This is a genomic window from Paenibacillus allorhizoplanae (assembly GCF_927798215.1).
Lineage (GTDB): Bacteria > Bacillota > Bacilli > Paenibacillales > NBRC-103111 > Paenibacillus_E > Paenibacillus_E allorhizoplanae.
This window is the reverse complement of sequence record NZ_CAKMMW010000023.1, coordinates 78,498-101,199: the sequence shown is the minus strand read 5'-3', so window position 1 is coordinate 101,199 and position 22,702 is coordinate 78,498. Positions and strand designations below refer to the sequence as shown.

The window sequence follows — 22,702 nt, the reverse complement described above, 5'->3', positions numbered from 1 at the left end:
AGCTCTCCTCCTTATCACTTATTAGGCAAAAATCCCCATATGTTCATAAAAGGCTCGATTCGCCTCCTCCAATTGTTCAGGGGTGTTAATCCCCATCACTTCTGTCGGATCGTCGAGGATCATCGCCTCGAATTTCTTCTGGCCACCGGCAATACCGGTCTGTCGCATGACCTTCACGATATCGGTCAAGTAGTATTCCTGCTGCGCATTGTGATTGGAAATGCCAGGGAGCGCTTGAAACAAGCTTTCATTATCGAAACAGAAAATCCCTGTGTTAATTTCGTTAATCAGTTTCTGCTCAGCAGTTGCGTCTTTCTCTTCAATGATATCGACAACTTCGCCGCTTGTAGGATTTCGGATAATTCTTCCATACCCGGTTGGATCGGGAACGATCGCGGTCAACACCACACCAGCACTTGTGTGTGCCCGCTGGGCCGCCAACAGCATTTCAATGGTGGATTGTCGGATGAGCGGCGTATCGCCCGTAAGCACCAAAGTCGAGCCACTGCGGTTACGGAGCAGAGGCTCAGTCTGATGAACGGCATGTGCCGTTCCAAGCTGATCCTCCTGCTGGACATAGGTAACCCGCGCTCCCAAGCACTTCTTCACCAGCTCTCCCCGATGACCGATCACTGCCAAAATCTTAGTGATCGGCATCGCTTCCAGCTTGCCCACCAAACGGGCGATCATCGGAACGCCTCCGACGGGATGAAGCACTTTGGGCAGCTCCGACTTCATCCGTGTGCCCTTCCCTGCAGCTAACAAAATAGCGAATGCTTCCATGTGTGGTTCAGCTCCCCTCTGGATGGTTATTCAACCGTTACGCTTTTGGCCAAGTTGCGCGGTTTATCAATATCGTTCTCCAGAGCCAGGGAGGCGTAATAGGAGATTAACTGAAGCGGTACGACGGCCAATATTGGTGCCAGAAGATGGTGGGACGGCGGGATAAAGCAAATTTCATCGACGCTATTCAGCAGCCCCACATTGCCTTCCACCGTAATCCCCATGACATGCGCTCCACGCGCCTTAACTTCTTTAATATTGCTAACTGTTTTTTCGTACAGATCCATATGTGTAGCCAGCGCAATCACTGGCGTATCCTTCTCGATCAGCGCTAATGTGCCGTGCTTTAGCTCTCCAGCTGCATAAGCCTCCGAGTGGATATAAGAGATTTCCTTCAATTTGAGAGATCCCTCAAGTGCAACAGCGTAGTCCAAGCCCCTTCCGATAAAGAATAGGCTGTCCGCATCTTTGATCGATTCCGCATATAGCTTCACGTCATTGGCGTTTTCCAGCACCTTCTCCACCTGAACGGGAAGGGCCTTCAAGCCTTGGACCAGCTTCGTATGAAGCTCGGTAGACAGCGTCTGTCTTTCCTGGGCCAAGTAAATGCTGAACAAATAGAAGGCGAGCAGCTGAGCGGTATACGCTTTGGTCGATGCCACGGCAATTTCCGGGCCAGCCTTCGTTGCGATAACATAATCCGCATCTCGCGCCACAGAACTGGTTGGTACATTCGTAATGGCTAACACTTTAGCACCTTGTCTTCTGCTCTCTTGCATAGCAGCAAGCGTATCCGCTGTCTCCCCAGATTGGCTCACGACGATAACGAGCGTTCGCTCCGTGATGATCGGGTCACGATATCTGAATTCCGATGCAATATCGCACTGCACCGGGATTCGCGTTAGCTTCTCAAGAACCGTGCTGCCGACTAGTCCGGCATGGAAGGCGGTGCCGCAAGCCACGATAAAGATTTTATCCACATGTTGGAACGCGCCTGCTGCGTGCGCCAATTCCGGGAAAATCACTTCGTTCTGGTCGTTGATGCGCCCGAGCATCGTATTGCGCAGGGTTAACGGTTGTTCGTGAATTTCCTTCAGCATGAAGTGCTCAAACGGTCCCTTTTCCACCTGATCTGCGCTCCAATCAATATGCATCAGCTTACACGCCGCCGGTTCCCCTGTCTCGACCTTCGTAATGGAGACACCCTCCTGTGTAAGGATGGCCAAATCGCCATCCTCCAAAATATAGACCTCACGGGTATGCTCAATAAGAGCGGAGATGTCCGAAGCCATGAAGTATTCTCCCTGACCCGCCCCAATAACAAGCGGACTCGATTGTCTAACCGCGACAAGCTTATCCGGCTCATACTCCGTCATGACACCAAGGGAGTAAGACCCCTGCAGTCTCTGAATGACCGCAAGCATGGCGGTGAAGAGGTCGCCTTCATAATGCTCAGCAAGCAAGTGAGCAATGACCTCGGTGTCGGTCTCAGAAGCAAAGGTGACGCCTTTTTGCTCCAGTTCTATTTTCAGCTCCATGTAGTTTTCCACAATGCCGTTATGCACGACTGTAAATTTACCCGACATATCCGTATGCGGATGGGAGTTTACATTCGACGGTCTGCCGTGCGTAGCCCAGCGCGTATGCCCGATGCCCATCGATCCTTTCAACGGCTGTTTATCCAGCTGAACTGATAAGTTGGCCAGACGTCCTTCCGCCTTGCTAATCTTGACCTGATCCTGCTCTAGGACAGCGATCCCCGCAGAATCATACCCTCTGTACTCCAACTTGCTTAATCCGCTGAGCAGAATCGGCTGTACATCTCGCTTTCCAATATATCCTACAATGCCACACATCGTTGTTTTCCCCTCTCTCTTCTAGGATGCGCTTAAACGCCTACAGCGATCTTCACTTCTCGCTTGCGAATACCCGTACCCAATCTATAAATATTGTCCCCTTGAATATCGACAAAAGCGTTGCGCGTATCGATGATCGGCACGCCAAGCTCCGCGAGCTCACGGTTGTTGAAGCAGCGGTGATTCGTAATCAGCACCATGCCGTCATATTCGGCAAAAGCGGACAGATCGTAGTTCACAGATTGTACCGTCTCACCATCTTTATCGAGGAAGGAAACGGCATGTGGATCGTAATAGTCCACTTTCGCTCCGCTCTCCCGAAGAAGCTCGTACAGCTCCAGCCCCGGCGATTCACGGAGATCATCCACATCCGGCTTATACGCCATGCCTAGAATAAGAATCTTTGAATTACGGATGGATTTTGCATACATGTTAAGAATCTGCGAAGCTTTATATCGGACATACTCCGGCATATTATCATTAATAGATTGTGCGAGTTCGATGAACTTACTGTAAAAGCGGAATTCCTTGGCTTTCCACGATAAATACATCGGATCCAGCGGGATGCAGTGACCGCCGATGCCAGGTCCTGGATGGAACGGCATAAAGCCGAACGGCTTCGTCGACGCTGCCTTAATGACCTCCCAGACGTCAATGTCCATTTTGTCGCACATCATGGCCATTTCGTTAATGAACGCAATGTTAATACTACGGAACGTATTTTCCAGCAGTTTGGACATCTCCGCTACTTTCGGCGAGGAGACAGGTACAACGTCCTTCACTACGTGGCTGTATAAGGTTACGCCGAGGTCAATACACGATTCCGTCGTACCACCGATAACCTTTGGCGTATTAAAGGTGTTGAATTTGGGATTACCCGGATCGACCCGCTCCGGCGAGAAACAGAGGAAGAAATCCTTGCCTACCTTAAGTCCTTGCGCTTCCAACTCAAACTGGATGAGCTCCTCCGTCGTTCCCGGGTAGGTGGTGCTCTCCAAGATGATCAAAGCTCCGCGCTTTAGATTCTTTTTAATTTCACGGACTACACTCTGAATATAAGAGGTATCCGGATCTTGGTTTTCACTAAGTGGTGTCGGTACGCAGATGGAGATCGCATCCAGCCTTTGAACGGTATGGTAGTCGTCGGTCGGAATAAACCGGCCGGACTCGATCGCTTTCGCCACTTCTTCGCTCGGAACGTCTTGAATATACGATTGGCCGCTTTGAAGTGACTCTACCTTCCGGAAATCGAGATCGATGCCGTATACGGTAAACCCGCCCTTCGCCATCTCCATGCAGAGAGGCAGCCCTACATAGCCGAGACCGATGACCCCGATTTCGGCCGTTTTTGTCTGAAATTTATATTTTAATTGGTTATATGCGTTCATTATGATTCCACCCTCTCACGTTTTCTCGTTTTATTGGCTCAGACGGGAACTTAGTTTTTTAATTCTCCACTCCAGCTCCGAAATGGAGAAGGGCTTCGTCACATAATCGGATGCGCCCAATTCGAAGGCACGGTCCATACTTTTCGGCAGCTGCTTATCGGTAAGAACGATGACTTGTCCTTCGCCGTCATAATCCCTCTTGATTTTGTCGATCAACTGGTACCCGTCAAGAATTGGCAGGTTCAGCTCCGTAATCACCAAGTTCGGCATTGTTTTCTCAAATTTCTCGAGCGCTTCACTGCCGTCCTTCGCCTCTTCTACCTTGTAACCGTTGATCTCAAGACGCAGCTTGACGAACTCTCTGCTCACCTCGTCCGGATCGGCGATGAGAATCGATGTAATTCCCTGCTGAACCCCATGATTCATGAACAGGTGAATATCTTTGCTCTCCCCTTTCCCTAGCAGCGTCGTCTGGAGCATCTGTGACATCGATTGTTCCGTCAGCTCCCCACTCTCTGGGAAACTTGCGACGACCGTCTGACCTTCGAGCAAATCTTGCTGGTCTAGGAACTCTTTGAGCACGAGCGATGCATAGTGGGTATTAATAAGCTTTTGCCCAGACAGAACGATTCCGAGAAGGCCACTTGGATCCAAGTAGAAGCAATGAAGGGTTGCCTCCGGCTCAAAGCCGCTCACATAGGACTGCATTTGTTCCAGTACCTTCTGGCCCACCGCTGCGCATGGCGCAAGGATCATCCCGCATGGAGCACCCTTTTCATAGGAAACCTGAACCTTTTCTGCTAATTGCAACATGGCTTCTTGAATCGGATCATGAACTAATACCGCCATCTTCTCCACTCCTCTTATCTATTTATTAAAATTAGTACGGACCATCGTTCCCCACGAGTTGTTATTTCGCAGGAATTGGACATGTCCGCTTAACCTCCACCAAACACCAATTTGCCGATACCCTGCAAACATTAAGAGGGAATACAAGATCATTTTGTTCAGGTCACGCAGCTTCGGATATCGGCTGAAGGCCGCCTCTTCAATGAATAAGGCCCCCAGGCTTAAGGTAAAACAGGAAAATAAATTGACTAACGAAAAGATAACGACCGTGTGCCAATCCGTCATATTCAGCATCCAGTAGCCTAATATAGCCAACAAGCCGCTGAGGCGGAAATACGGATTCAGTGTTTCAAACACAATGTTATAGGGAAGTGTCAGCAGCCCGAATATTTTGTATTTCGGACGCAACACCATGTGAATACCTTCTTCAATCATATTTTTCAGATTTCCCCGCCCCCAGCGCTTACGCTGGCTGCTCAAGATCCGGTACGAATCAGGGGCTTGTGTCCAGCAAACCGCATCTGGGCAAAACGCTACCCGGTATGGGATTTTATTATCCAAGCAGTAGCGGTGAAGCTTAATGACAATGTTCATATCCTCACCAGGGTAGCCCCCACGGTAACCGCCGACGGCGATGATCTTTTCCTTTTGAAACACACCGAAAGCTCCCGAGATAATAATGAGACCATTGACGGCGCTCCACCCGATCCTGCCGCCGAGAAAGGCTTTCGTATATTCGACGTGTTGCAGCGCCGGCAGCAGCTTGCGAGGAAATTGAACATCCTTCACAATGCCATCTTCCACCGTGCAGCTGTTCACGATTCGAACATTGCCCCCAACAGCGATCGTTTCCTCGGGGTTCTCCATGTAGACCCTGGCAATCCGCGTTAAAGCGTCCTTTTCAAGCAAAGAATCCGCATCAATCGTGGAAATCAACGCATAGTGGGAGAGGTTGATACCTGCATTTAGCGAATCCGCCTTCCCGCCATTTTCTTTATCTATGAAAAAAAGATTGGGATACTCGGGATTATGGTACACCCCTCTAATTTTTCCGGTCTTAATGGAACTGGAAAGCACCGGATGAACAAGCTCCAGCTTGAATTCTTCAAGCATGCACTTTAAGGTCCCATCCTGTGAACCGTCATTGACGACGATCACCTCATATTCCGCATAATTGAGCGCAAGCAGTGACCTTACGTTCTCAATAATGGTTAACTCCTCATTATAGGCCGGTACCAACAGGGATACCGGCGGGAGCTGGCTGGAACTGGATAGCTTATTGATCCGATTGTATTGGATTCCCCGCTTAAGCGAGAAAATATGCCGAACCGAGAATCCAAAGATAAAATAATAGAGCAGTGTGACGAGAATAACGTAAAAGATCGCGACATAGCTGTAATAGAGCAAAAACTCCCTTAACCCGTGCAGGAATGAACCCAACACTACTTGATAACCGAAAACCCACATGTTTACACTACCCTCCTATACGACACGATAGATACGTTTAGACCTGTTAAATACTTTGTCATAGGTGTACATCAGTGTGTTATATTGCATGAGCTTATCCCAATTATGCAGCTGCATAGACAGATGCTTGATCTCATCATCAATCAGCTGCTGCATGAACTGCCCGCGTTCCATCCCTTGAACCGCTGCTGCACTTTCACAAAGCGCCACCATACCAGCTTCTCCCAAATGGAGCAACCCTTTGGCCGACGCATACACGATTCGCTGATCGGCGTCGCTCAGACTGGTTTTCATCAGCTCGATGTAAGCCGTACTTTTGATGTCGGCCAAAGCTTCTATCGTCAATCGACGAATGCCCAGATTGGGATGACTCAACAGCTTGCTAACAACATTTCTAGGCAGCAGACGGGAGCTTTTCAGGTACAAATCCACCGCTTTGAATTGAATGTCTTCGTGCTTGGAGTCCATAAGACGATAAACCGCAGAAGCTGCTGCCGGATCTGTGTAAACATTGAGCCCAATCAACCCAATCCGAACGTAAGCTGGATCCTGACGACTCACATAGCCCGCGTACAAGGAACCTGCATCCACGTCCGAATCGGCGATCATATCCACAATCAGTTCGTAGCATTTCTTGTTGTGCTGAAGCAGCGTCTGAACCATGGCTCCGAGCTCCTGCTGGCTGCGGGAACACTTGGCGACAGCTCGGGCTACCACAAACAGCGACGAATTGAGCGGATGCACCTTTAACATGTCCAGTAAAACCGGCACCGCCTCCTTCACCCGCATGCATCCCAAATGATACGCGGCATCCAGCTTCACTGGATAAGATCGGCTGCTCAAGCGCTCCATATGATGCTGCACGAGCCCCAAATCTACGCAAAGCTGAGCCAGCTTGTGCCGCTGTTCGCCGGAGAAGATTTCCATCATATCATTCAGCTTCTCCTGCATCGCCTCCCTTTCCACCGGATTCATCGTCCAGGGAGGGACTCTTAACGGCTCTCCCCCATCCAGATTCGCTTGAACATAAGTTAGGTAATCCTTAAACTTTATTTGGAATCGGTCGTTCAGCTTTCTCCTTCTTATACTTCTCACTTTGATGGCATAAATGATGACCACACAAACTAGATTAAAAGCCAAAATGATATATAACGCTTGTATGGCTGCATTAAGATTGGTGTACACACCTGCACTCTCCTCTTCTTTAACTGCTCGATGGAACGGTACTGGTAACGGGTCCGTTGATCTTATGCAACGCCTCTTTCAAGATGTAGTAACTTTGTTTCGGCCGTTCCACGTAATTCACTTTATATTCCCAGCCCTGCCATGTGTATAGCGGCATCGTGGACACCTGCACCTGCTGCGCCGAAGCTGAGCTGTCTCGACCAATAACGCTATCATTCTTCACAATCCATGGAACAAAGCGAACACCTTTCACGTGCGTCATTTCAAATTTATTCTTACTCGGCTGTTTGTAGTTGATAACGCTCAGCGAGCTTGGATCACTGAATCCCAGCAGCATCCACGGGATTCGCATTTCGAGCACCTGCCCTTGCACTTGCCACATCGCCTTCGAATTGTATTCGGCGCGCGACGGATCACTGTAGCCTCTCTCTAAAAGGCCAACCTCTACATCCCCGAAGGGGTGATCCACCCGGGAGTCGGGATGTTCCAGTAGATAATTGACAGCCAGCTTCCAAGGTTTAAAAATCCCCGAGTCATCCTGCTTTTCCTTCGGATCGATGTCCGGCAGTCCGGAACGCTCATACAAGCGAGCATGAATATCGTAATTGGAAGCAATCGTCATGCGGCTTTTATTTTCGTCGGACAGCTCGATCAATGTTTCCAATCCTTCATCAAGCGTCATGCCGTGAAGCTCAGGACCATGGCGATTGCCACCGGGCAGCGTATCCGCCCCGAAATAGATGCTTTCCTTGGACGGGTCGAACGGCTCAGATAACTTGGCCTGCAAGTACAGGTAGCCTTCGTCATGCGTGGCCCAAATCTCCTCAAAGCCAGGAGCTTGCACATCCAGCTTCGTCTTATCCTTTAGCTTGTTCCAATCCGAGGCGTCCCCATCGATATGAATCGCTTCGTCTTTGCCCGGGAACATCCCGAGCACCCCGAAGAACGACTCATTCGTCAGCGTGTTATACCAGTACGCCCGGCGATCTGCTTCATCATAGCGTTGCGTGTTCCACGTCTTCTTAAACCATTCGTCCTGCCACGTGAACAGAATCGCTCCGGCATAGCCAGACTCGTGAATCTGCCCCAGTAATTCCGCATCAATATCTCCCTGCTGCTTCTCGCTATGACCACCTTGATTGCGGCCGAGCGTACCCAAGTGGGCTACACCGACGGAAGCCGGCACGCCATACTCCGTCACCATGACCGGCAGATTGGGATGCGCTTCTTTTAATTTATTCAGATACGTGTAGTAACTATCGATTTCACCTTTGCTATTGGTCTTTTCCTGAAACGACTTATCAAAGGCAAAGAAATCCGGATAATACGGATACACATGATACGAGGCAAAATAGCCCGCCTCCCAATTCGCCGCCTCAATATGCGTTGGATCGACACTAACCAGATCCTCTTCAACCAAAGGTTCGCCCGGATGCGTGAGCGGATCTGTCGTCACCCAATTGGCAAAAGCCATGGGATGCTGCCAGCCATACTGAATTTCCGTTTGCGCCGCCGTGTCGACCATCAAGGCCAGCCACTTTTCAAAAGCGTTCGCCCCTGGTTTGTTCCGGAAATATTTCCCCTCATAGTCTGGGGTGTCCTTGTGCAAATCATTGGTCCCCTTCACCATCTTCGGATCCCATTCTGTCCCGATAATCCAGCCCATGAGATAAGGACCTGCATTATAGGTATAGGCACCTCCGGCTTTTCCCGAATGCGGCTCGGGCGTGAGTGTCGTCTTGCCATAGACCGCCGCAACCGCGTCTTTAATCTCTTGCTCGAATTTCGTCTTGATCTTAGGATCGAAGGCATCCTGCCCTTCAATCAGCTGTTCCTCGGGGCTCCATACGCCCTGAAGAAAGAAAAGCGGATTTTTCTGATGTTTCATGTTGTATTTGGAGAGCGCCTCGTAAAACTCAGGCATCATAATCGTATACACCCGGATCACATTCGCACCCATGTCCTGAATCATGCCAAACCATCTCTCGTACTCGTCCTCCGAAATGACCAGCTCTCCAGGAAAATGTCCAGGGACCGTCGCCCCCATATTAATTCCCTTGGCAAAATAGGGCTGCCAGGCTTCATTCGTGTATTCTTCTACATTCGTTCCTTCGGTCTTAAACTTCACATGTATGCCGCTAGCCAGCGTCGTGCTTTCGATTCTGACCAAAAGCGGACGCAGCCAATAATAAAGCGCACCGGCTACAATCACGAGGACAAGACCTAACCTTACCAACAATTTGAGCCACTTGCGCATCATATTCACCTTCGATTATTTGCTGAGTTCATCTGTCTATTGCCATGGTACGACAGGAAAGTGCAAATGTCTGTTTTCAAAGTGTTAAACATTATGATCATTTCAAGATGATTGTGTTCGTTGTTGGAACTTTGTTATGAATGAGTTAAAAGATTATGATCAAATTGTTAAAATGGAATAATTTTGTGTAAATGGGAGAGATATAGGGAAATAAGGGGTGAATTTGGCGGATGTTGGGGGAGTATGGGAATGAGTAGTTAAAATTATTGATGCGTAATCTAACTAGCTAAAACAAAAACACCTGATTGGGGAATCAGGTGTTCTTCGGGCTTTTTATTACTTTCTAAAATCCATTTACATATTCCGAACCGTAATTAGCATCACCTAAGCTGAACATATTGTAATGCGTAGTTGTAGCATTATTTAGTTGAGCTGCTGCATTTTTGCTTATCTGTAGTCTTGACGCTGTAGCATAAAATGCTGACGTAAAACTTACAAATGTATTTAGCGCATTAGCATAAGTTGCTACTACAGCTACCCATCCTACAGGACCAGTACCAAAACCTTGCACTAATAATATAAATGAGGCAAGAGCTGAAGCCCAACCTACAAGTTCTGAAAAAGTATTAGCTTCTAAATCATCAACAATATATCTCTCATAAGTATTTATTTGTTGTTTAAAAGTAGAAAGCCTTTGAGCTTTTGCAGTACTAGAACCAGTGCTTCCGTGTAACACAGTATACTTGCTATTTTCGCCAGCATGCCCCAGAACTTGCACAGTAAAATCTCCATTAAGAATGTTATGTCTATAATAGTTATCATACGCACCACACGATTCAACTCCATTAGCAGATGAAGGACATGTGCTAAAGAAATCACTTGATAATGTATTAGTTGGAAGAGTGGTATCAATGAAAGTATCACTAGTAGTTTTCATAACTACTTCTTTTGACGCTTTTTCGGCAGCTTTTTGTTTAATTTCATTTAACTCTTCAGAAGTAATGCCTCGAATTTCTTTATAATTTCCTTTAGGAAGTTTCGAAACTTTACCTTCTACTTTATCCAATATCGTTTTTTCTTGAGAAGGATCTAATTTAACTTGCTCAAATGTGTCTTTACTATTAATAGCTGGCATTAATAAAGAACTATCGTTAAGTCGTTCCGATACTTCTGTGCCTTCACTTTTAATGAGTGCTTTGCCGGTAATAAAATCATTAGAAGCTTCATCATTTTTTATGACAGTTTTTATATAATTTCAATTTATCATAGTGATCTGATGTTTATTTTATTTCTGAAGATACAGTCTCTCCCTTACCAACAAATACATTTGTTACCGCGTTTACAACTTCATAGCCTGTTTTCTCGTAATATCCTTCAGCATTTTTGGTATCCGAATAGGTCTCAATTACGTAGGATTCAACCGTTTTAAAGGGCGTTGTCGCTTTAGCTAGACTCTCCCCTTGTGAACTTTCTGCTGATACTGGTTGCAGTGCGGTTACACTAATTATTGAACCTATACATACTGCAGTAATGAATTTCTTAGCTGTCATCATTCCTCTTTTCTCTCTTCTCAACATAATTTCTCCTTTTTTGGTAAAATTTTAAAGAACAATGGCATAATACACTACTATCAAATGTCGAAAGAATAGGAAAAAAATACCAATTATAGTAAATCATCTACATAATGGATGATAATGATGGTACAATACTTGTATAAATATGTTTTATAAGGAGGATGCAAGGATGAATAAATATATTTCTTATATCGTATTTAGTGTTATAGCGATATTAATACCGTTAATAGGATTATTATATGGCTATTGGGATGCCAGCCGGCCAAAAATTGGACCTGTTGGTGATGGCACACAAGTGGCTTTTACTCCTGCTCAACTTGCTGCAAACATCGGTGTAATGCTTACAGGTGTTCTTAATTTAGCTGTTGCCATTAAAAAATATTTAGATTATAAAAAATCAAAAGAAGAAGACAATCAAAGCCTAAATGACTGAAGATTAGGAGCACTTTTCTTTTGGTCCTCTTATAGCTGTGCTGCGCAATGACAACTGAACAAAGAATGCCCGATCGCGAACCTAACCAAACAACACAAAATATCCTTACGTGAATTATCTAGGTTATCTGATGTAAGGCATGTAGCATTAAGTGAGTTATCCAATGGAAAAAGGGAAAATATGAATTTCTCTCATATTGTTAGGATTGCTGATGCTTTAAATATTGAGGATATACGGGAGATTATTGATCTTGTTGAGGATAATCAAGAAGAGTAAGTACATGGTACAAAATAAAAGCCTACTTGAGTCATTGACTGAACTGGAGCAGGCCTTCTTATTTTTATAAGATTAAACAGATCTCGTCTGCCTACACTTAGGGAATGTGGAACAGCCCAAGAACGCCTTGCCTTCTCTCCCTTTCCTCGTAACCATAGGAGCACCACATGTACATATTGTTTCATTAGTAACTGCGACTTGAGCTTGGGATCTTTGTACTACTTTTTGAACTGTATCTTTGACAGGTTGTACCTTTATCTTCTTGTTCGTTGGTTGCCATTTTCCCCATGATTTCAATTTCTGCTCTACAACCGCCCCATGCCAATAATCAACTTTGAATTGTTCAGCTTCTTTTTTGGCAGGTTCCGTTAAATCCGAAGTAGTGATTAGTAACGATAAGATACAATCATGATTCCTTTTAGCTCCGACCAGTTCCCGAACAATTTGTACACCAACAGTGTTATGGTTTGCGTAGCATTTGGCTTGTACAGCTGTCTTCTCACCACGTTGGTCAATAATGACTAGATCTACTCCCCCATCCTTACCACCTATACCAACTTCTTTAACCTCATAGCCTTTATCCCGAAAATAAAGCGCAAGCAATCGTTCGAACTCTGCTCCAGATAAGCGATCGAGCGAACTACTTAATATTTCATCATCTGATCTATTTTGTACCATTCGAGGCCTTTGAACTTTAACACTACTAGATTTTATTTTCGTTTTCTTGGCTCTGCCTCGTTTCTTTCTAGAGAGTAAACCAAATACAACACCAAGAGCGACGGCGGAGATTAACATTCCTATAATCATCCCTGTAACTGTCCAGTCTTTAACGAAATCCTTTATTTCATCAGACCTCTCAGAGCTTGTAAATAAAATAAAAACGGCTCCAATGAACCAGACTAGTGTCGCAAGCTTCTCGTGCAACCAATTACTTAGAAAACGGTAATAAAGCAATGCTCCTATAAATGTAAACAGAGCAATACACATGGCAATGAAATAAAATGGGGCAACAAAACTTTGAATTGCTAATTGAGATAGATCGCTATTCATAGGTGTGGATTCTTTTCCAATCTTAAATAGGGGAGTAGATTTCTGGATAAATTCGACATTATGTTACATAAATCCTTCCATTTTGTAATATAAAAAAAACACCCTGTAGTCGGGTGCTTCCTCCTGAGACTCTCATTTACCCCTTATCAAGAAAGGTATTCCCTTTGGACATTTGCTTGGAGATAACGTCGACAATATAAGTTATAATTTTCTTTTTGGTTTTCCATTTTCGTACCTTCCTTACTGGATCCAGGCCGTTATTCAATACAATATCTATAAGAATCTCAACTTCATATGTATTTAATTGATCTCTTAAACCCTCAGGGCCTCCTGTTGAAAAAATTGCAAAAATATCAGGCAAAGGAATTGCTTCCGAAACAACCGACTTAACTTCCATTTGTACCGCGCGTTTCCCTTGAGAATTTTTTCTTTTAGAAAAGTTGATACCTTCGAATATCCATTTCGCGAATTGTTCATCTTGTTCAATTTTCTCAGCAAGTCTGATAAATATCGTTGAAAGTTGTTTTCTAAAGTTAGCATCACTAAATTTGGACATAAGTTTGAAGTTCCTCCGCCAACCTTTGAAAGGATTGATATAGGTAATCACCATTATTTCCGTACTTTTGTTTAAGTGTATTAATCCCTTCGGCATCGAAATAAGTAGCGTCAGCTGCCTTGGAAGCCAAGGGAATTCTTGTTTCAAACAACCGGGGTAGTAGACCTTGTTGCACTTGAGATTCTAAACTTCGTAGTGTTAAGTTATGGCGGTTAACATTAGAACGATACATAGAGGCAATAACACCTAAAAGCTTTACTTCACCATCAGATTTCTTCCGATTAAAGTTCTTTACGCTTGAGATAATTTGTGGAATACCGTACGTTGACAAATGATCAGGAATCGTCGGGATCAGATACCAATCGCTAATATTCAATCCATTCTGTGTAACGATTCCTAAATTAGGAGGGCAATCAATCAAGACAATATCATAGTTCTCCAATTGTTGATTTACGGCATTTTTTAACACGTCAAATGGACGAATTAGAGCTGTTTGCCAAATATGAATGAGCCTATCTTGTATTTTCACAAAATCTAAACTCGAAGGTAGCAAATGCAATGTGTCCAGCCCACCATGCAAATTGGATGTCTTACGAACAATGCTACTTTCAATTTCAAATGTATATGTATCATCAATATGATCTTTAAATAATGCATGAAGCGTTTGTCCGTTTTGATTTCTTTTGGTCCACTCATCTTCGCCAATCAAAGCCACCGTTGAATTCGTCTGTGGATCTAAATCAATCACTAATACACGTTTATTATGTTCAATTGCTAGAAATTCCGCTAAGGCAACTGTGATCGTTGTTTTTCCAACGCCACCCTTTAGATTAATAATACTTATCACTTTTGGCATCCACATTCCCCCTTAATTTTCATCCTTCCTAAATGTATTGTTACGGAGGTTGTCCTCATGTTAAAAATTTGGTCCATGCTGGAGTATAAATAAAAACCGATTAAAACATAAAAAAGCATAATCCAGCCTAAGTTTCAGGTGGGTTATGCTTATAAATTCATTCAATTCCACTTAGTAGACATTGACTCTGGTGATCTTCTGTTTAAAATGATCTAATCGCCCTCATAATCTTTTGAATGATACCCCGCAGCTTCTTCAGCAGCTAGCAACACACTACTCGTATAAGGTATGTATATAAACTCCTGTTTCTTCTTCATCCTCTGTGTTAAATATGCTTTCAGTTCTGGATCAACGCAGTAAATGTAGCATCCCTTTTGCCCTCTAGTCATTAAAGTACGATATGTATTTTTAATGATCTGATCGGCGATCCCTATTGCACGATCTCTATCTTCCTTGTACATTTTCTTAAATCCTGAAAGTGACTTATCCGTCTTTGCACGTTTAAAAGGATCCGTTATTAATACGCCATTCGCATAACGCAAATCCTCACCGATAATGACACCAACATAATTAAATTCAAGTCCTTGTGAAGTATGAATGCATCCAGCTTGTTCTACTGATTCTGGATCAATTGCCCATGTTGTCGTATTATCCAAGTTCCAACTCATATTAAAATTATGCTCTGCAATAGTTATGTCATGAATATCACCGTTACTTTTGCCGTTTGATTTCCAATCCCAACAGTAACCTGCAACAATTCTTGCTTTATTATCAATTTGATTCTTCTCAATTATTTGTCTTCTGAGTTCGTTAGGGTCATCGAAGATTTGAAAGTCATACTCAAAATCAAAACCATCAAAATTCGCTGTCTCACGAATGCCTAATACATCATCTCGTCAATCATTGTAAACTCATCATTGCCATCTAACATTCCTACTAAGGCGTCTTGAAGTGATTTCGATGGTTTAATTTTCCCGTGTTCAATAAGATACAACAGATTCTTCCGGTCAGTCTTCTTAATATAAAGAGAAATAAAACCCCTTAGTTTTAAGGCATCTCCTTTAGTAAATACGGGTGCTTCTGTAACATATTTTTCATACTGTTCATTGGTTAGTGGATCATTGATTGGCTTCACATAGTTATGCAAATAAGCACAAGGGTAAATAGAGATTTGTTCGTTTCTTACCGACTCATTATATTCTGTGATTAACTTGGCATAGGACCAAGCCTGATAAGATGGATGTGTCGTTTCCCTCAAGCGACGACCAAGATACGTTTGCACAATGCCATCCTTTTTATCAACACTACTTAAATTCTGCCATTGTTTTAACTCAATGATGACGACTGAACTCTGATTATCTGCATCTAGTCCAGTAAGTATGAAATCTATTCTTCTAGAGTTAGAAGGCACCTTGTATTCGATTGCAATTGTAATATCATCTGGAATATCGGACGTATTAAGAACTTTATACATATAATTCATAGCAGAAGTTCCACCTATTTTTTCTACTAATACATCATGAATCCTTACCGCGATACTATCCTCAGTCACATGATTCATAAACTCTTCCTTGGTAGCCTCATAAATAATCATAGAATAATGTCCTCTATTCTCATCCCTCAGTATATTTTTTAGATGTACCTTTAAATTTCTCAATGGGATACTTCTCAGCATTTTTCTTTAATTTATGTACTATCGCATGTTCTACATCAATCTCTAAATCGTGGGCTATCATAAGGGCATAAATGAGTACATCAGCTAACTCATCTTGAATTTGCTCTTTATTTTTATTTACTGCTTCAACACTTTCTTTCCATTGAAAATTCTCGAGTAATTCACTCGCTTCCAATGTTAGCGAAATAGCTAAATCTTTAGGGTTATGGAATTGTTTCCAATCTCTCTCATCGCGAAATTCAATGATTTTCTTTATGATAGCATCCATATCGTTATCCTCCATCCTACTCCACTTCAATCCCCACAACCGAACTCCCCTGATCCACATGCTCCCGATCCAACGTCACCTTCACCTTACCCGCACGCCGCTTCTCACGCCAATCCCTTAGCTCCTCTTCCGTTTCCAAACGCAGCTCAGAAACTTCCTTAGCTCTATTAAATATATAATCCGTCGTATATAAAATCCGATAAATCCCATGCCCCGCGGGAACGATAGCGGTCTCTCTTTGGACCCACTTGTCCACTTCAAATACAACATAAAGCTCATCCGTCGCCCCCCGACTTGAGGGAATTGCCGTTATGGCAGAGCGTGGAACAACCTTCCAATCCTTCACTTTCCCATACCAGGAAATACCCGCTTCCTCTATGCCAAACAAACGAATCGACTGGTACAACGCCACATACTCTATACGGGTCAATACTTTATGATCCGTAATATTCCGCAATGGCGTATGATAAAATCCATGCTCCAAAGCAGCCTCCAGCTGAGGCTTTTTACTCAATGCCCCGACCAAGACATTCTTACCAGACATCTTATCCTTGTAGTACTCCTTCGTACCTCTCGGCCTAGTCGTCCGTTCATATGCTTTCTCAGGACTATCCATAATGATCTCATCTAAGAACTTCTCCATCAAGCTCGTTGAATTCGGCAAAAAGGGAAAAGCCCCAATGTTGATAAGCTCAACACTTTTATAGAACTTATGCTGCTGGAACCGCTCCTCATCGTGATACGGAAACAACACATAAGCCCCAAACATGCTCCGCTCATACTCTCGGCCTTGCCCCTCCGAATACACAATCGCATCTCGGTAACGATGCATCGTGTTAATATCATCTTCTTCCGGACCCGGCATCCGGTATCGCTCAAAATAAGGCGTCCCCTCATAAGCCGGATTAATCCGGTATTTGGCATCAAAAATATACTTATACTCTGCCGCGGCATCGTTCTTCTTCAAGGTCAGGACATTATCTGGTCGCTGAGAAAGGGTTGGACTCTTATCTCCCTTAGGCAGCGCATTATAAAAAAGCGTGAAAATCTCGCCATTCACAGGATTCCTATACTCCATCTTAGCCTGCTGCGACTTATCCAGTGTGACGAATAGCCCACTCCGATTGAGTTTAATAATATCTTGTTTAAGTAGTTCATATTTTTTGCTTAAAAGATGGTGAATCTTCAAGAAACACCAATATTCATAGAGTTGAGCCAAATCTTTCATCGATAGTCGGAATAGATCATTCTGGATCGACAAACCTTTTAATAGCATTAAATAATACCGATACACCTCTCGGTACCCTGATGCCATTTGCAAGACTAAGGATATCGACAATTGCCGCATTTCAGCTACATTTAGGAAATCATGTTGCAACAACCGCTGTACATGACTCAGCATTAGGTTCAATTTCCTCGTAAGTTCAGGATCTTCCACGCGACTCTTCTGAGACAAACGTGTTTTAATGTCCTTAAGCTTTTGCCCAATACGTACCAGCACCCATTTCACAAAACGATTCTCAGCCGTATCATAATTAACATGACGCCTGGTTTCTAACATGTGAGTTGGGGTATATCGCTCTCCACTTACCGAAATAATACCGTTTAGCGAGTCTTTCACTAATAGTTGAGGACGCTTTGCTAGGAAGCCTATGTTTTCTTTCCCAGCTCTTTTTACACGTGCAGCGTCTACTAAGCGATTCTCGCTTTGAAGCTTGGAATGTGGTGAGAGCTTAATACGTTCAACAGCCTGAACAAGCTGCGTAAATATATGCTGAAGAATCGTAAAATACTCCGTCAAACTCTGATGATTCGTCTCTTTCAGACCAGTCATGTTAAATGTTTTACGCAAAAAATCAAAAGATAAATTATAAATCTGTGCATTCACGTCGTTAAGAATCATTTGATAGTCGTTCTTATAATCGATTTTGGCTGGAAAAATCTCTAGCTGAAGGCGGAAAATAGCCTCCCCGTTCAAACGAAGCTCCAGTTCGGACTGACCGACTTCATTTTGAAAATTAAGAATCCCCGACAAAATCATCTTCCCTAGCGGTTTAACCGCCTGCCTCAAATGAACATTATCATGGAAAAAGGATAAAGAAATATCCGCTTTCTTTTCGACCACAAGCTCATAAGCTTGCGTCTCATAAAAAGTTGGCGCACACACATCGCCCGAGCCCCAACTCCTTACACCCCCATCCTCATGGTTGAAAACAGCAATCGTCTCAATTGTAAGTGTATCTGTTAGCGGAGCAGCATGAAAATGCGCATCCACCCACTCCAGATCCGCATTACGATGGAGATTCAATGTCTCAACAGTAGGATGGAACGGCTTGCCCTGAATATAGAGATTAAACAGATTCGTCTCAATCCGCAGCAGTTCCCTACTTTGATTAAGAGATCCAGTATGAGGTAAATCCATCTTCTTCTAACCTCCGTAGCATGAAGGCAATTTTCCGTGCACTATGTGGATATTTGGACGCTGCCAATGTCTCCATCGAAAGATAAAGCTTAGAAGCATCTTCTCTGTATTCCGAAAGAGGTAGGGTACGATCCTGAGCCACTTGCATTAATTGTAGTAAAGCATTTTTTACAGAAGCATTACTACCTTGTATACGAGGCAAAATCTTCTGAAGCAACTGCATATCGAACGCAGCCTCCTTACTTAGCAAGCCGAATCGTTCGTTATAGATCATATAGAAACATACCGCATCCCGAATCCGAAACCCTACATGTGAATGGATCTGCTCCAAAATCCCGTTGATTTTAACCAATAACTCCGTCGTATTCTCCGTTAGCTGCTTATAGTTCCTATACACATCTACAAGCTGCAAATACTCGCTCCGTAATAATGAATTAGGAGGCACCGGTGCATCCGTACGATCTGCGAGATCCTCCAACGAAGGATATTGACCAAGCTCAATATAATTGAATTCGATTGTGTTCGCACGGTCTAATACTTTTTTGCTAAAAGGATGCGTAGTCTCATCCATATTTACCGTTCCTACGATGTACACATTGTCTGGCAAATAGAGATTGCCATACATCTGTTTATCTGACTCATATTGTAGGGAGTCTATGTGTATAAGTGGCGTTGTTACAGTCCTTTGGTTATGCCACTCCTGTGTCTCAAGCACACTCAATAGATCACTAAAATAATGCTCAACCCTAGCCAAATTCATCTCATCCAAACAGATAAAATAAGGCTTATGTTGGTTACCAGGCTTCGATGCCTCAACCAATATTTCCGTTAACTTCCCAGGACGAAAAGCCCCCGATAAATCCTTGTACCCCAACAGGTCGGAAGGATCGCTCCAATCTGGACGTACTGGAATGAGCGAGAACTGGCCGTTACTGGCCGTAGCTCCAACAGCCTCAGCGAACAGCTTGACTAGCTTCGTTTTCCCTGTGCCTGACACTCCTGCAAGAATGACGAATGGTTTAGTTTTTAGCGATAGGAAGAAGTTCTCGATCCAATGATCAGGATACATAAATCCTTTGTTAGCAATGAAATTCTTAATTGTGGCTACTCGCTCAATTACCGTTAGTGAATCCACCAGAGGTGTCTCCTCCCACTCCATATACGTATACGTATACTGCTGGCTTGATTTAGAAACAAACTTCAATATCTCCAACCAGTTAAGCATGAAAATAGAGCGTTGCTTCTGGGTAACTTCGCCCCAAGTCTCCAGTGTACCAAGTGCTTCGTTAAAATTCAGTGAGAATTGATCTATGGTGAAGGAATTTAGTTCCTTGCAGATTTGAATAGCTCTGTTGATGCTTTTAACAAGAGGGGGTTGGTCTTCAACGTTAGTTAATTGGCGTCGAATCAGCCTTACTTGTGCTTCACTGAGGATCCATTTATTTTCGTTAAAATGGTTTGCGTATTCCTGACCTAAATCAGTTAATGAGAATTGGTTCTCATTTATAGAAAGTAAACCTAGATCTCGCAAAGCTCGTCCCAGGTGTTTGATTCTTTCTTTTGGGTGCTTCACATCATCCCCGGATAGAAGAACAGTAGCTTGATTAGCTACTAATTCTTCTAACGATATAGCAGTTGGTCCATGGTCTTGAAGGTATTTTAAAATGCCTTGACCAGCATACAAATGGCTGATTGTGTAGTTAAAGCTGATTGATTGTTCAGTTTCTTCAGTTGTATTAATGACTTTAAAAACGTATTCGTTATAGTTGGTGACAGCATTGTTTAAGTCTTCGATTAGCTGCTCATCATCCGGCAATTGGTCCAATTCGTAGCGATAGTAAGCTATCGTGGACACTTGGTAGTCTTGGCCTAGACCGCCAGATGTTAAATAAATAGCATCATCTTTAATCATGCCTTCCAAGGGAAGCATATTTCTAATTTCATTTACTTTTCGTTTGAAATACTGATAGGCTGCTGGCTTACCTTTCTCGGCAACTGGGATCGTAACACCTTGCATGAATGTAAGGTAGACAGACTGCATGTCTTCTGCAAAAAGGTACACCAAATACTCGCCTTGGCGGGTAGTCTCTGTAATACGCTTATCCATAATCGAGATCCATGGAATCGTTGCCCAGTTGCCTTGTCCAACAGATCCTTGAATCTTTAATTTTGAGTGAATAAATGGCAACTTTCTTAGCGCTGAGGGGATATCTTGACGTACAAGGTTGCCAAGTCTGTGTCCTGCAAAGGTTTCTCTTTTTGCGGTTAAATAGGTGGATAGAATATCAGAAAGAGCTTCTTTTAGGGAGAAACTATTGTTATTTTGTTGATTGTAGTAGTTGGCCAATTCGGATTGGGCGTACTCGTAAAGCTCAATTTGTACTTCATTAGACCATGATTCAAATAGCTCTTCCTTGAAGCCAATTAAATCGTCTTTTTGTTCCAGAATAGCAGAAAGTGCTGCGATTGGTGTGGAAATAACCGACTGAACGTTGTTTACAGTCATACTGTTCCAGGTGGTTCCTACCTTTTCAGGTGTAGAGTCGACAACTAGACCGTTTGACTCTCTTTCTTGGAGTAAGGAAAGGAAGCGTTGCTTTAAATTTAGTAGAGATACAAGATTCGATCCAGTTGACTGCATCTCTGTTAAAAGTGCTAGGATGAGCACCATTTTGTAGGATTTTTGTTTGTTAGAAAATATATTTTGAAGTTCTACTGGTAGGGACAAATTAATCACCTGTTTCGTCAAAAAGTATCTGGAGAAGTTTACTAAACTGTAGATATTTGTCTAAACCATTCGACAAAGAGAAAGCATCCCCCTCCTTTTACAAGGGCAAAGGAGCTACGTCTTTTAGCTTTCCACTAAAATTTCATTCCTCTCGTAATTTGATTCCTTTTTGTACAAGTAAATAAATTCTAGTCCTTCATTATTAAAACTACATTCGAACCATTTAGGGATGTAAATTATATATTACATTTTAAAGGATTCTAGCCTCTCGTGTTGAATTAACTATCACATACTCAGCCAGGGGCATCTCTCCATGCAGCTTAAGGACTGTTATTAGGAAGAATAAATGATAAGTGATCGTGATCGTTCAGAAAATAAACTTTAGCATCGAAGGAGCATCTTAAACATTATGAAGAAATTAAGTAGTATTCTCTTGGTACTTGTTTCTATTTTATCTTTAACTGCTTGCAGCACGGATAGTACTCAAACAGCAAATCCGACATCATTACAAACACCGATAATTTCAACCGTTTCACCATCAGCATCAGCAACCCCAGTTGCGACAGCAATCCCAACCACAGCACCAACAGCAGTACCTACTGAAGCTCCTACTTCCACAGCAACACCAACAATTGCAACTTCGACTCCAGCTGTTAAGTCAATCACCAGCTCAATTCCTGTTGCAACTCAAAAACCAGTACAAACACAAACAGTTGAAAAAATAACCAAAGAAGAAAAACCATCTATACAAATAATTAGCGTATCGTCTCCAGCACCTCGAAATTCAACAGCAACATTAAAGGCAAAAGTAGCTCCAGGAGCAACAGCGAGTATTGTTGTTCATTATAAAAGTGGTCCAAGTACAGCCGCTGGATTAGAATCGAAAAAAGCTGATTCCAACGGGAATGTAAGTTGGTCTTGGCGTGTTGGAGGAAATACCACATTAGGAAGCTGGAGAATTACTGTTTCATCTGATGGTTCTAGTGAAGATACGACATTTGAAGTTGTTCATTAAAAAAATCCCCGCTGCTAATCTGCAGGCGGGGATTTCGTTTTTTAAATACTAAGATTATAAGTTA

Annotated in this window: 20 protein-coding genes; 3 read left to right on the top strand and 17 right to left on the bottom strand. The window is 43.4% G+C overall.

Features of this window, described 5'->3' with window-relative positions; all coding sequences use genetic code 11:
- Positions 1–21: 21 nt before the first annotated feature.
- The 9 genes from L6I86_RS27970 to L6I86_RS27930 form a co-directional block, all read right to left on the bottom strand.
- Complete coding sequence (locus L6I86_RS27970; RefSeq protein WP_236291751.1) at positions 22–783, bottom strand: NTP transferase domain-containing protein; 762 nt, start codon at positions 781–783, stop codon at positions 22–24.
- 26 nt (positions 784–809) lie between these two features.
- Positions 810–2,639, bottom strand: a complete 1,830-nt coding sequence (gene glmS / locus L6I86_RS27965; RefSeq protein WP_236291750.1) for a glutamine--fructose-6-phosphate transaminase (isomerizing) — start codon at positions 2,637–2,639, stop codon at positions 810–812.
- A 32-nt stretch (positions 2,640–2,671) separates the two neighbouring features.
- Entirely contained in the window at positions 2,672–4,027 is a 1,356-nt protein-coding gene (locus tag L6I86_RS27960; RefSeq protein WP_236291749.1) for a nucleotide sugar dehydrogenase, read from the bottom strand.
- 30 nt (positions 4,028–4,057) lie between these two features.
- Positions 4,058–4,876, bottom strand: a complete 819-nt coding sequence (locus tag L6I86_RS27955) for a response regulator (RefSeq protein WP_236291748.1) — start codon at positions 4,874–4,876, stop codon at positions 4,058–4,060.
- Positions 4,877–4,894: 18 nt separating this feature from the next.
- Positions 4,895–6,343 (bottom strand): glycosyltransferase family 2 protein, encoded by a 1,449-nt coding sequence (locus L6I86_RS27950; RefSeq protein WP_236291747.1) that lies wholly within the window; start codon positions 6,341–6,343, stop codon positions 4,895–4,897.
- Between the two features lie 15 nt (positions 6,344–6,358).
- Complete coding sequence (locus tag L6I86_RS27945; protein WP_236291746.1) at positions 6,359–7,528, bottom strand: HEAT repeat domain-containing protein; 1,170 nt, start codon at positions 7,526–7,528, stop codon at positions 6,359–6,361.
- Between the two features lie 19 nt (positions 7,529–7,547).
- A complete protein-coding gene (locus L6I86_RS27940; RefSeq protein WP_236291745.1) occupies positions 7,548–9,785 on the bottom strand; it encodes a hypothetical protein in 2,238 nt (745 codons plus the stop codon).
- A gap of 343 nt (positions 9,786–10,128) precedes the next feature.
- Positions 10,129–10,920 carry a hypothetical protein gene (locus L6I86_RS27935; protein ID WP_236291744.1) on the bottom strand — a complete coding sequence of 264 codons (792 nt, stop codon included), beginning with the start codon at positions 10,918–10,920 and terminating at the stop codon, positions 10,129–10,131.
- Between the two features lie 145 nt (positions 10,921–11,065).
- The gene (locus L6I86_RS27930) at positions 11,066–11,359 is read right to left on the bottom strand and encodes a hypothetical protein (RefSeq protein WP_236291743.1); all 294 of its coding nucleotides are present in this window, start codon (positions 11,357–11,359) and stop codon (positions 11,066–11,068) included.
- A 169-nt stretch (positions 11,360–11,528) separates the two neighbouring features.
- Between L6I86_RS27930 and L6I86_RS27925 the strand changes: the two genes are divergently transcribed.
- Both L6I86_RS27925 and L6I86_RS27920 read left to right on the top strand, forming a co-directional pair.
- Positions 11,529–11,792: a hypothetical protein gene (locus L6I86_RS27925; RefSeq protein ID WP_236291742.1), complete on the top strand. Its 264-nt coding sequence runs from the start codon at positions 11,529–11,531 to the stop codon at positions 11,790–11,792.
- 54 nt (positions 11,793–11,846) lie between these two features.
- Positions 11,847–12,068, top strand: a complete 222-nt coding sequence (locus L6I86_RS27920) for a helix-turn-helix domain-containing protein (RefSeq protein ID WP_236291788.1) — start codon at positions 11,847–11,849, stop codon at positions 12,066–12,068.
- 72 nt (positions 12,069–12,140) lie between these two features.
- Here L6I86_RS27920 and L6I86_RS27915 read toward each other — a convergent pair whose 3' ends face one another.
- The 8 genes from L6I86_RS27915 to L6I86_RS27880 form a co-directional block, all read right to left on the bottom strand.
- Positions 12,141–13,118 carry a restriction endonuclease gene (locus L6I86_RS27915; protein ID WP_236291741.1) on the bottom strand — a complete coding sequence of 326 codons (978 nt, stop codon included), beginning with the start codon at positions 13,116–13,118 and terminating at the stop codon, positions 12,141–12,143.
- 136 nt (positions 13,119–13,254) lie between these two features.
- A complete protein-coding gene (locus tag L6I86_RS27910; RefSeq protein ID WP_236291740.1) occupies positions 13,255–13,674 on the bottom strand; it encodes a hypothetical protein in 420 nt (139 codons plus the stop codon).
- Positions 13,661–14,530 (bottom strand): ParA family protein, encoded by an 870-nt coding sequence (locus tag L6I86_RS27905; RefSeq protein WP_236291739.1) that lies wholly within the window; start codon positions 14,528–14,530, stop codon positions 13,661–13,663. The genes L6I86_RS27910 and L6I86_RS27905 overlap by 14 nt, the downstream gene beginning before the upstream one ends.
- Positions 14,531–14,742: 212 nt before the next feature.
- Positions 14,743–15,408: a DNA/RNA helicase domain-containing protein gene (locus L6I86_RS27900; protein WP_236291787.1), complete on the bottom strand. Its 666-nt coding sequence runs from the start codon at positions 15,406–15,408 to the stop codon at positions 14,743–14,745.
- A 2-nt stretch (positions 15,409–15,410) separates the two neighbouring features.
- A complete protein-coding gene (locus L6I86_RS27895; protein ID WP_236291738.1) occupies positions 15,411–16,124 on the bottom strand; it encodes a hypothetical protein in 714 nt (237 codons plus the stop codon).
- 19 nt (positions 16,125–16,143) lie between these two features.
- Positions 16,144–16,473, bottom strand: coding sequence for a nucleotide pyrophosphohydrolase (locus L6I86_RS27890; RefSeq protein ID WP_236291737.1), 330 nt, complete (start codon positions 16,471–16,473; stop codon positions 16,144–16,146).
- A gap of 16 nt (positions 16,474–16,489) precedes the next feature.
- Positions 16,490–18,895, bottom strand: coding sequence for a restriction endonuclease-like protein (locus L6I86_RS27885; RefSeq protein ID WP_236291736.1), 2,406 nt, complete (start codon positions 18,893–18,895; stop codon positions 16,490–16,492).
- Positions 18,867–21,401, bottom strand: a complete 2,535-nt coding sequence (locus L6I86_RS27880) for an MrcB family domain-containing protein (protein ID WP_236291735.1) — start codon at positions 21,399–21,401, stop codon at positions 18,867–18,869. The genes L6I86_RS27885 and L6I86_RS27880 overlap by 29 nt, the downstream gene beginning before the upstream one ends.
- Before the next feature lie 631 nt (positions 21,402–22,032).
- Between L6I86_RS27880 and L6I86_RS27875 the strand changes: the two genes are divergently transcribed.
- A complete protein-coding gene (locus L6I86_RS27875) occupies positions 22,033–22,638 on the top strand; it encodes a hypothetical protein (RefSeq protein ID WP_236291734.1) in 606 nt (201 codons plus the stop codon).
- Positions 22,639–22,702 lie beyond the last annotated feature (64 nt).

Coding starts and splice junctions, on each gene's coding strand:
- L6I86_RS27905 (WP_236291739.1), bottom strand. CDS start 14,530: ATGCCAAAAGTGATAAGTATTATTAATCTAAAGGGTGGCGTTGGAAAA.
- L6I86_RS27940 (WP_236291745.1), bottom strand. CDS start 9,785: ATGCGCAAGTGGCTCAAATTGTTGGTAAGGTTAGGTCTTGTCCTCGTG.
- glmS (WP_236291750.1), bottom strand. CDS start 2,639: ATGTGTGGCATTGTAGGATATATTGGAAAGCGAGATGTACAGCCGATT.
- L6I86_RS27925 (WP_236291742.1), top strand. CDS start 11,529: ATGAATAAATATATTTCTTATATCGTATTTAGTGTTATAGCGATATTA.
- L6I86_RS27915 (WP_236291741.1), bottom strand. CDS start 13,118: ATGAATAGCGATCTATCTCAATTAGCAATTCAAAGTTTTGTTGCCCCA.
- L6I86_RS27935 (WP_236291744.1), bottom strand. CDS start 10,920: ATGCCAGCTATTAATAGTAAAGACACATTTGAGCAAGTTAAATTAGAT.
- L6I86_RS27875 (WP_236291734.1), top strand. CDS start 22,033: ATGAAGAAATTAAGTAGTATTCTCTTGGTACTTGTTTCTATTTTATCT.
- L6I86_RS27955 (WP_236291748.1), bottom strand. CDS start 4,876: ATGGCGGTATTAGTTCATGATCCGATTCAAGAAGCCATGTTGCAATTA.
- L6I86_RS27880 (WP_236291735.1), bottom strand. CDS start 21,401: ATGACTGTAAACAACGTTCAGTCGGTTATTTCCACACCAATCGCAGCA.
- L6I86_RS27970 (WP_236291751.1), bottom strand. CDS start 783: ATGGAAGCATTCGCTATTTTGTTAGCTGCAGGGAAGGGCACACGGATG.
- L6I86_RS27895 (WP_236291738.1), bottom strand. CDS start 16,124: ATGATTATTTATGAGGCTACCAAGGAAGAGTTTATGAATCATGTGACT.
- L6I86_RS27910 (WP_236291740.1), bottom strand. CDS start 13,674: ATGTCCAAATTTAGTGATGCTAACTTTAGAAAACAACTTTCAACGATA.
- L6I86_RS27960 (WP_236291749.1), bottom strand. CDS start 4,027: ATGAACGCATATAACCAATTAAAATATAAATTTCAGACAAAAACGGCC.
- L6I86_RS27950 (WP_236291747.1), bottom strand. CDS start 6,343: ATGTGGGTTTTCGGTTATCAAGTAGTGTTGGGTTCATTCCTGCACGGG.
- L6I86_RS27885 (WP_236291736.1), bottom strand. CDS start 18,895: ATGGATTTACCTCATACTGGATCTCTTAATCAAAGTAGGGAACTGCTG.
- L6I86_RS27890 (WP_236291737.1), bottom strand. CDS start 16,473: ATGGATGCTATCATAAAGAAAATCATTGAATTTCGCGATGAGAGAGAT.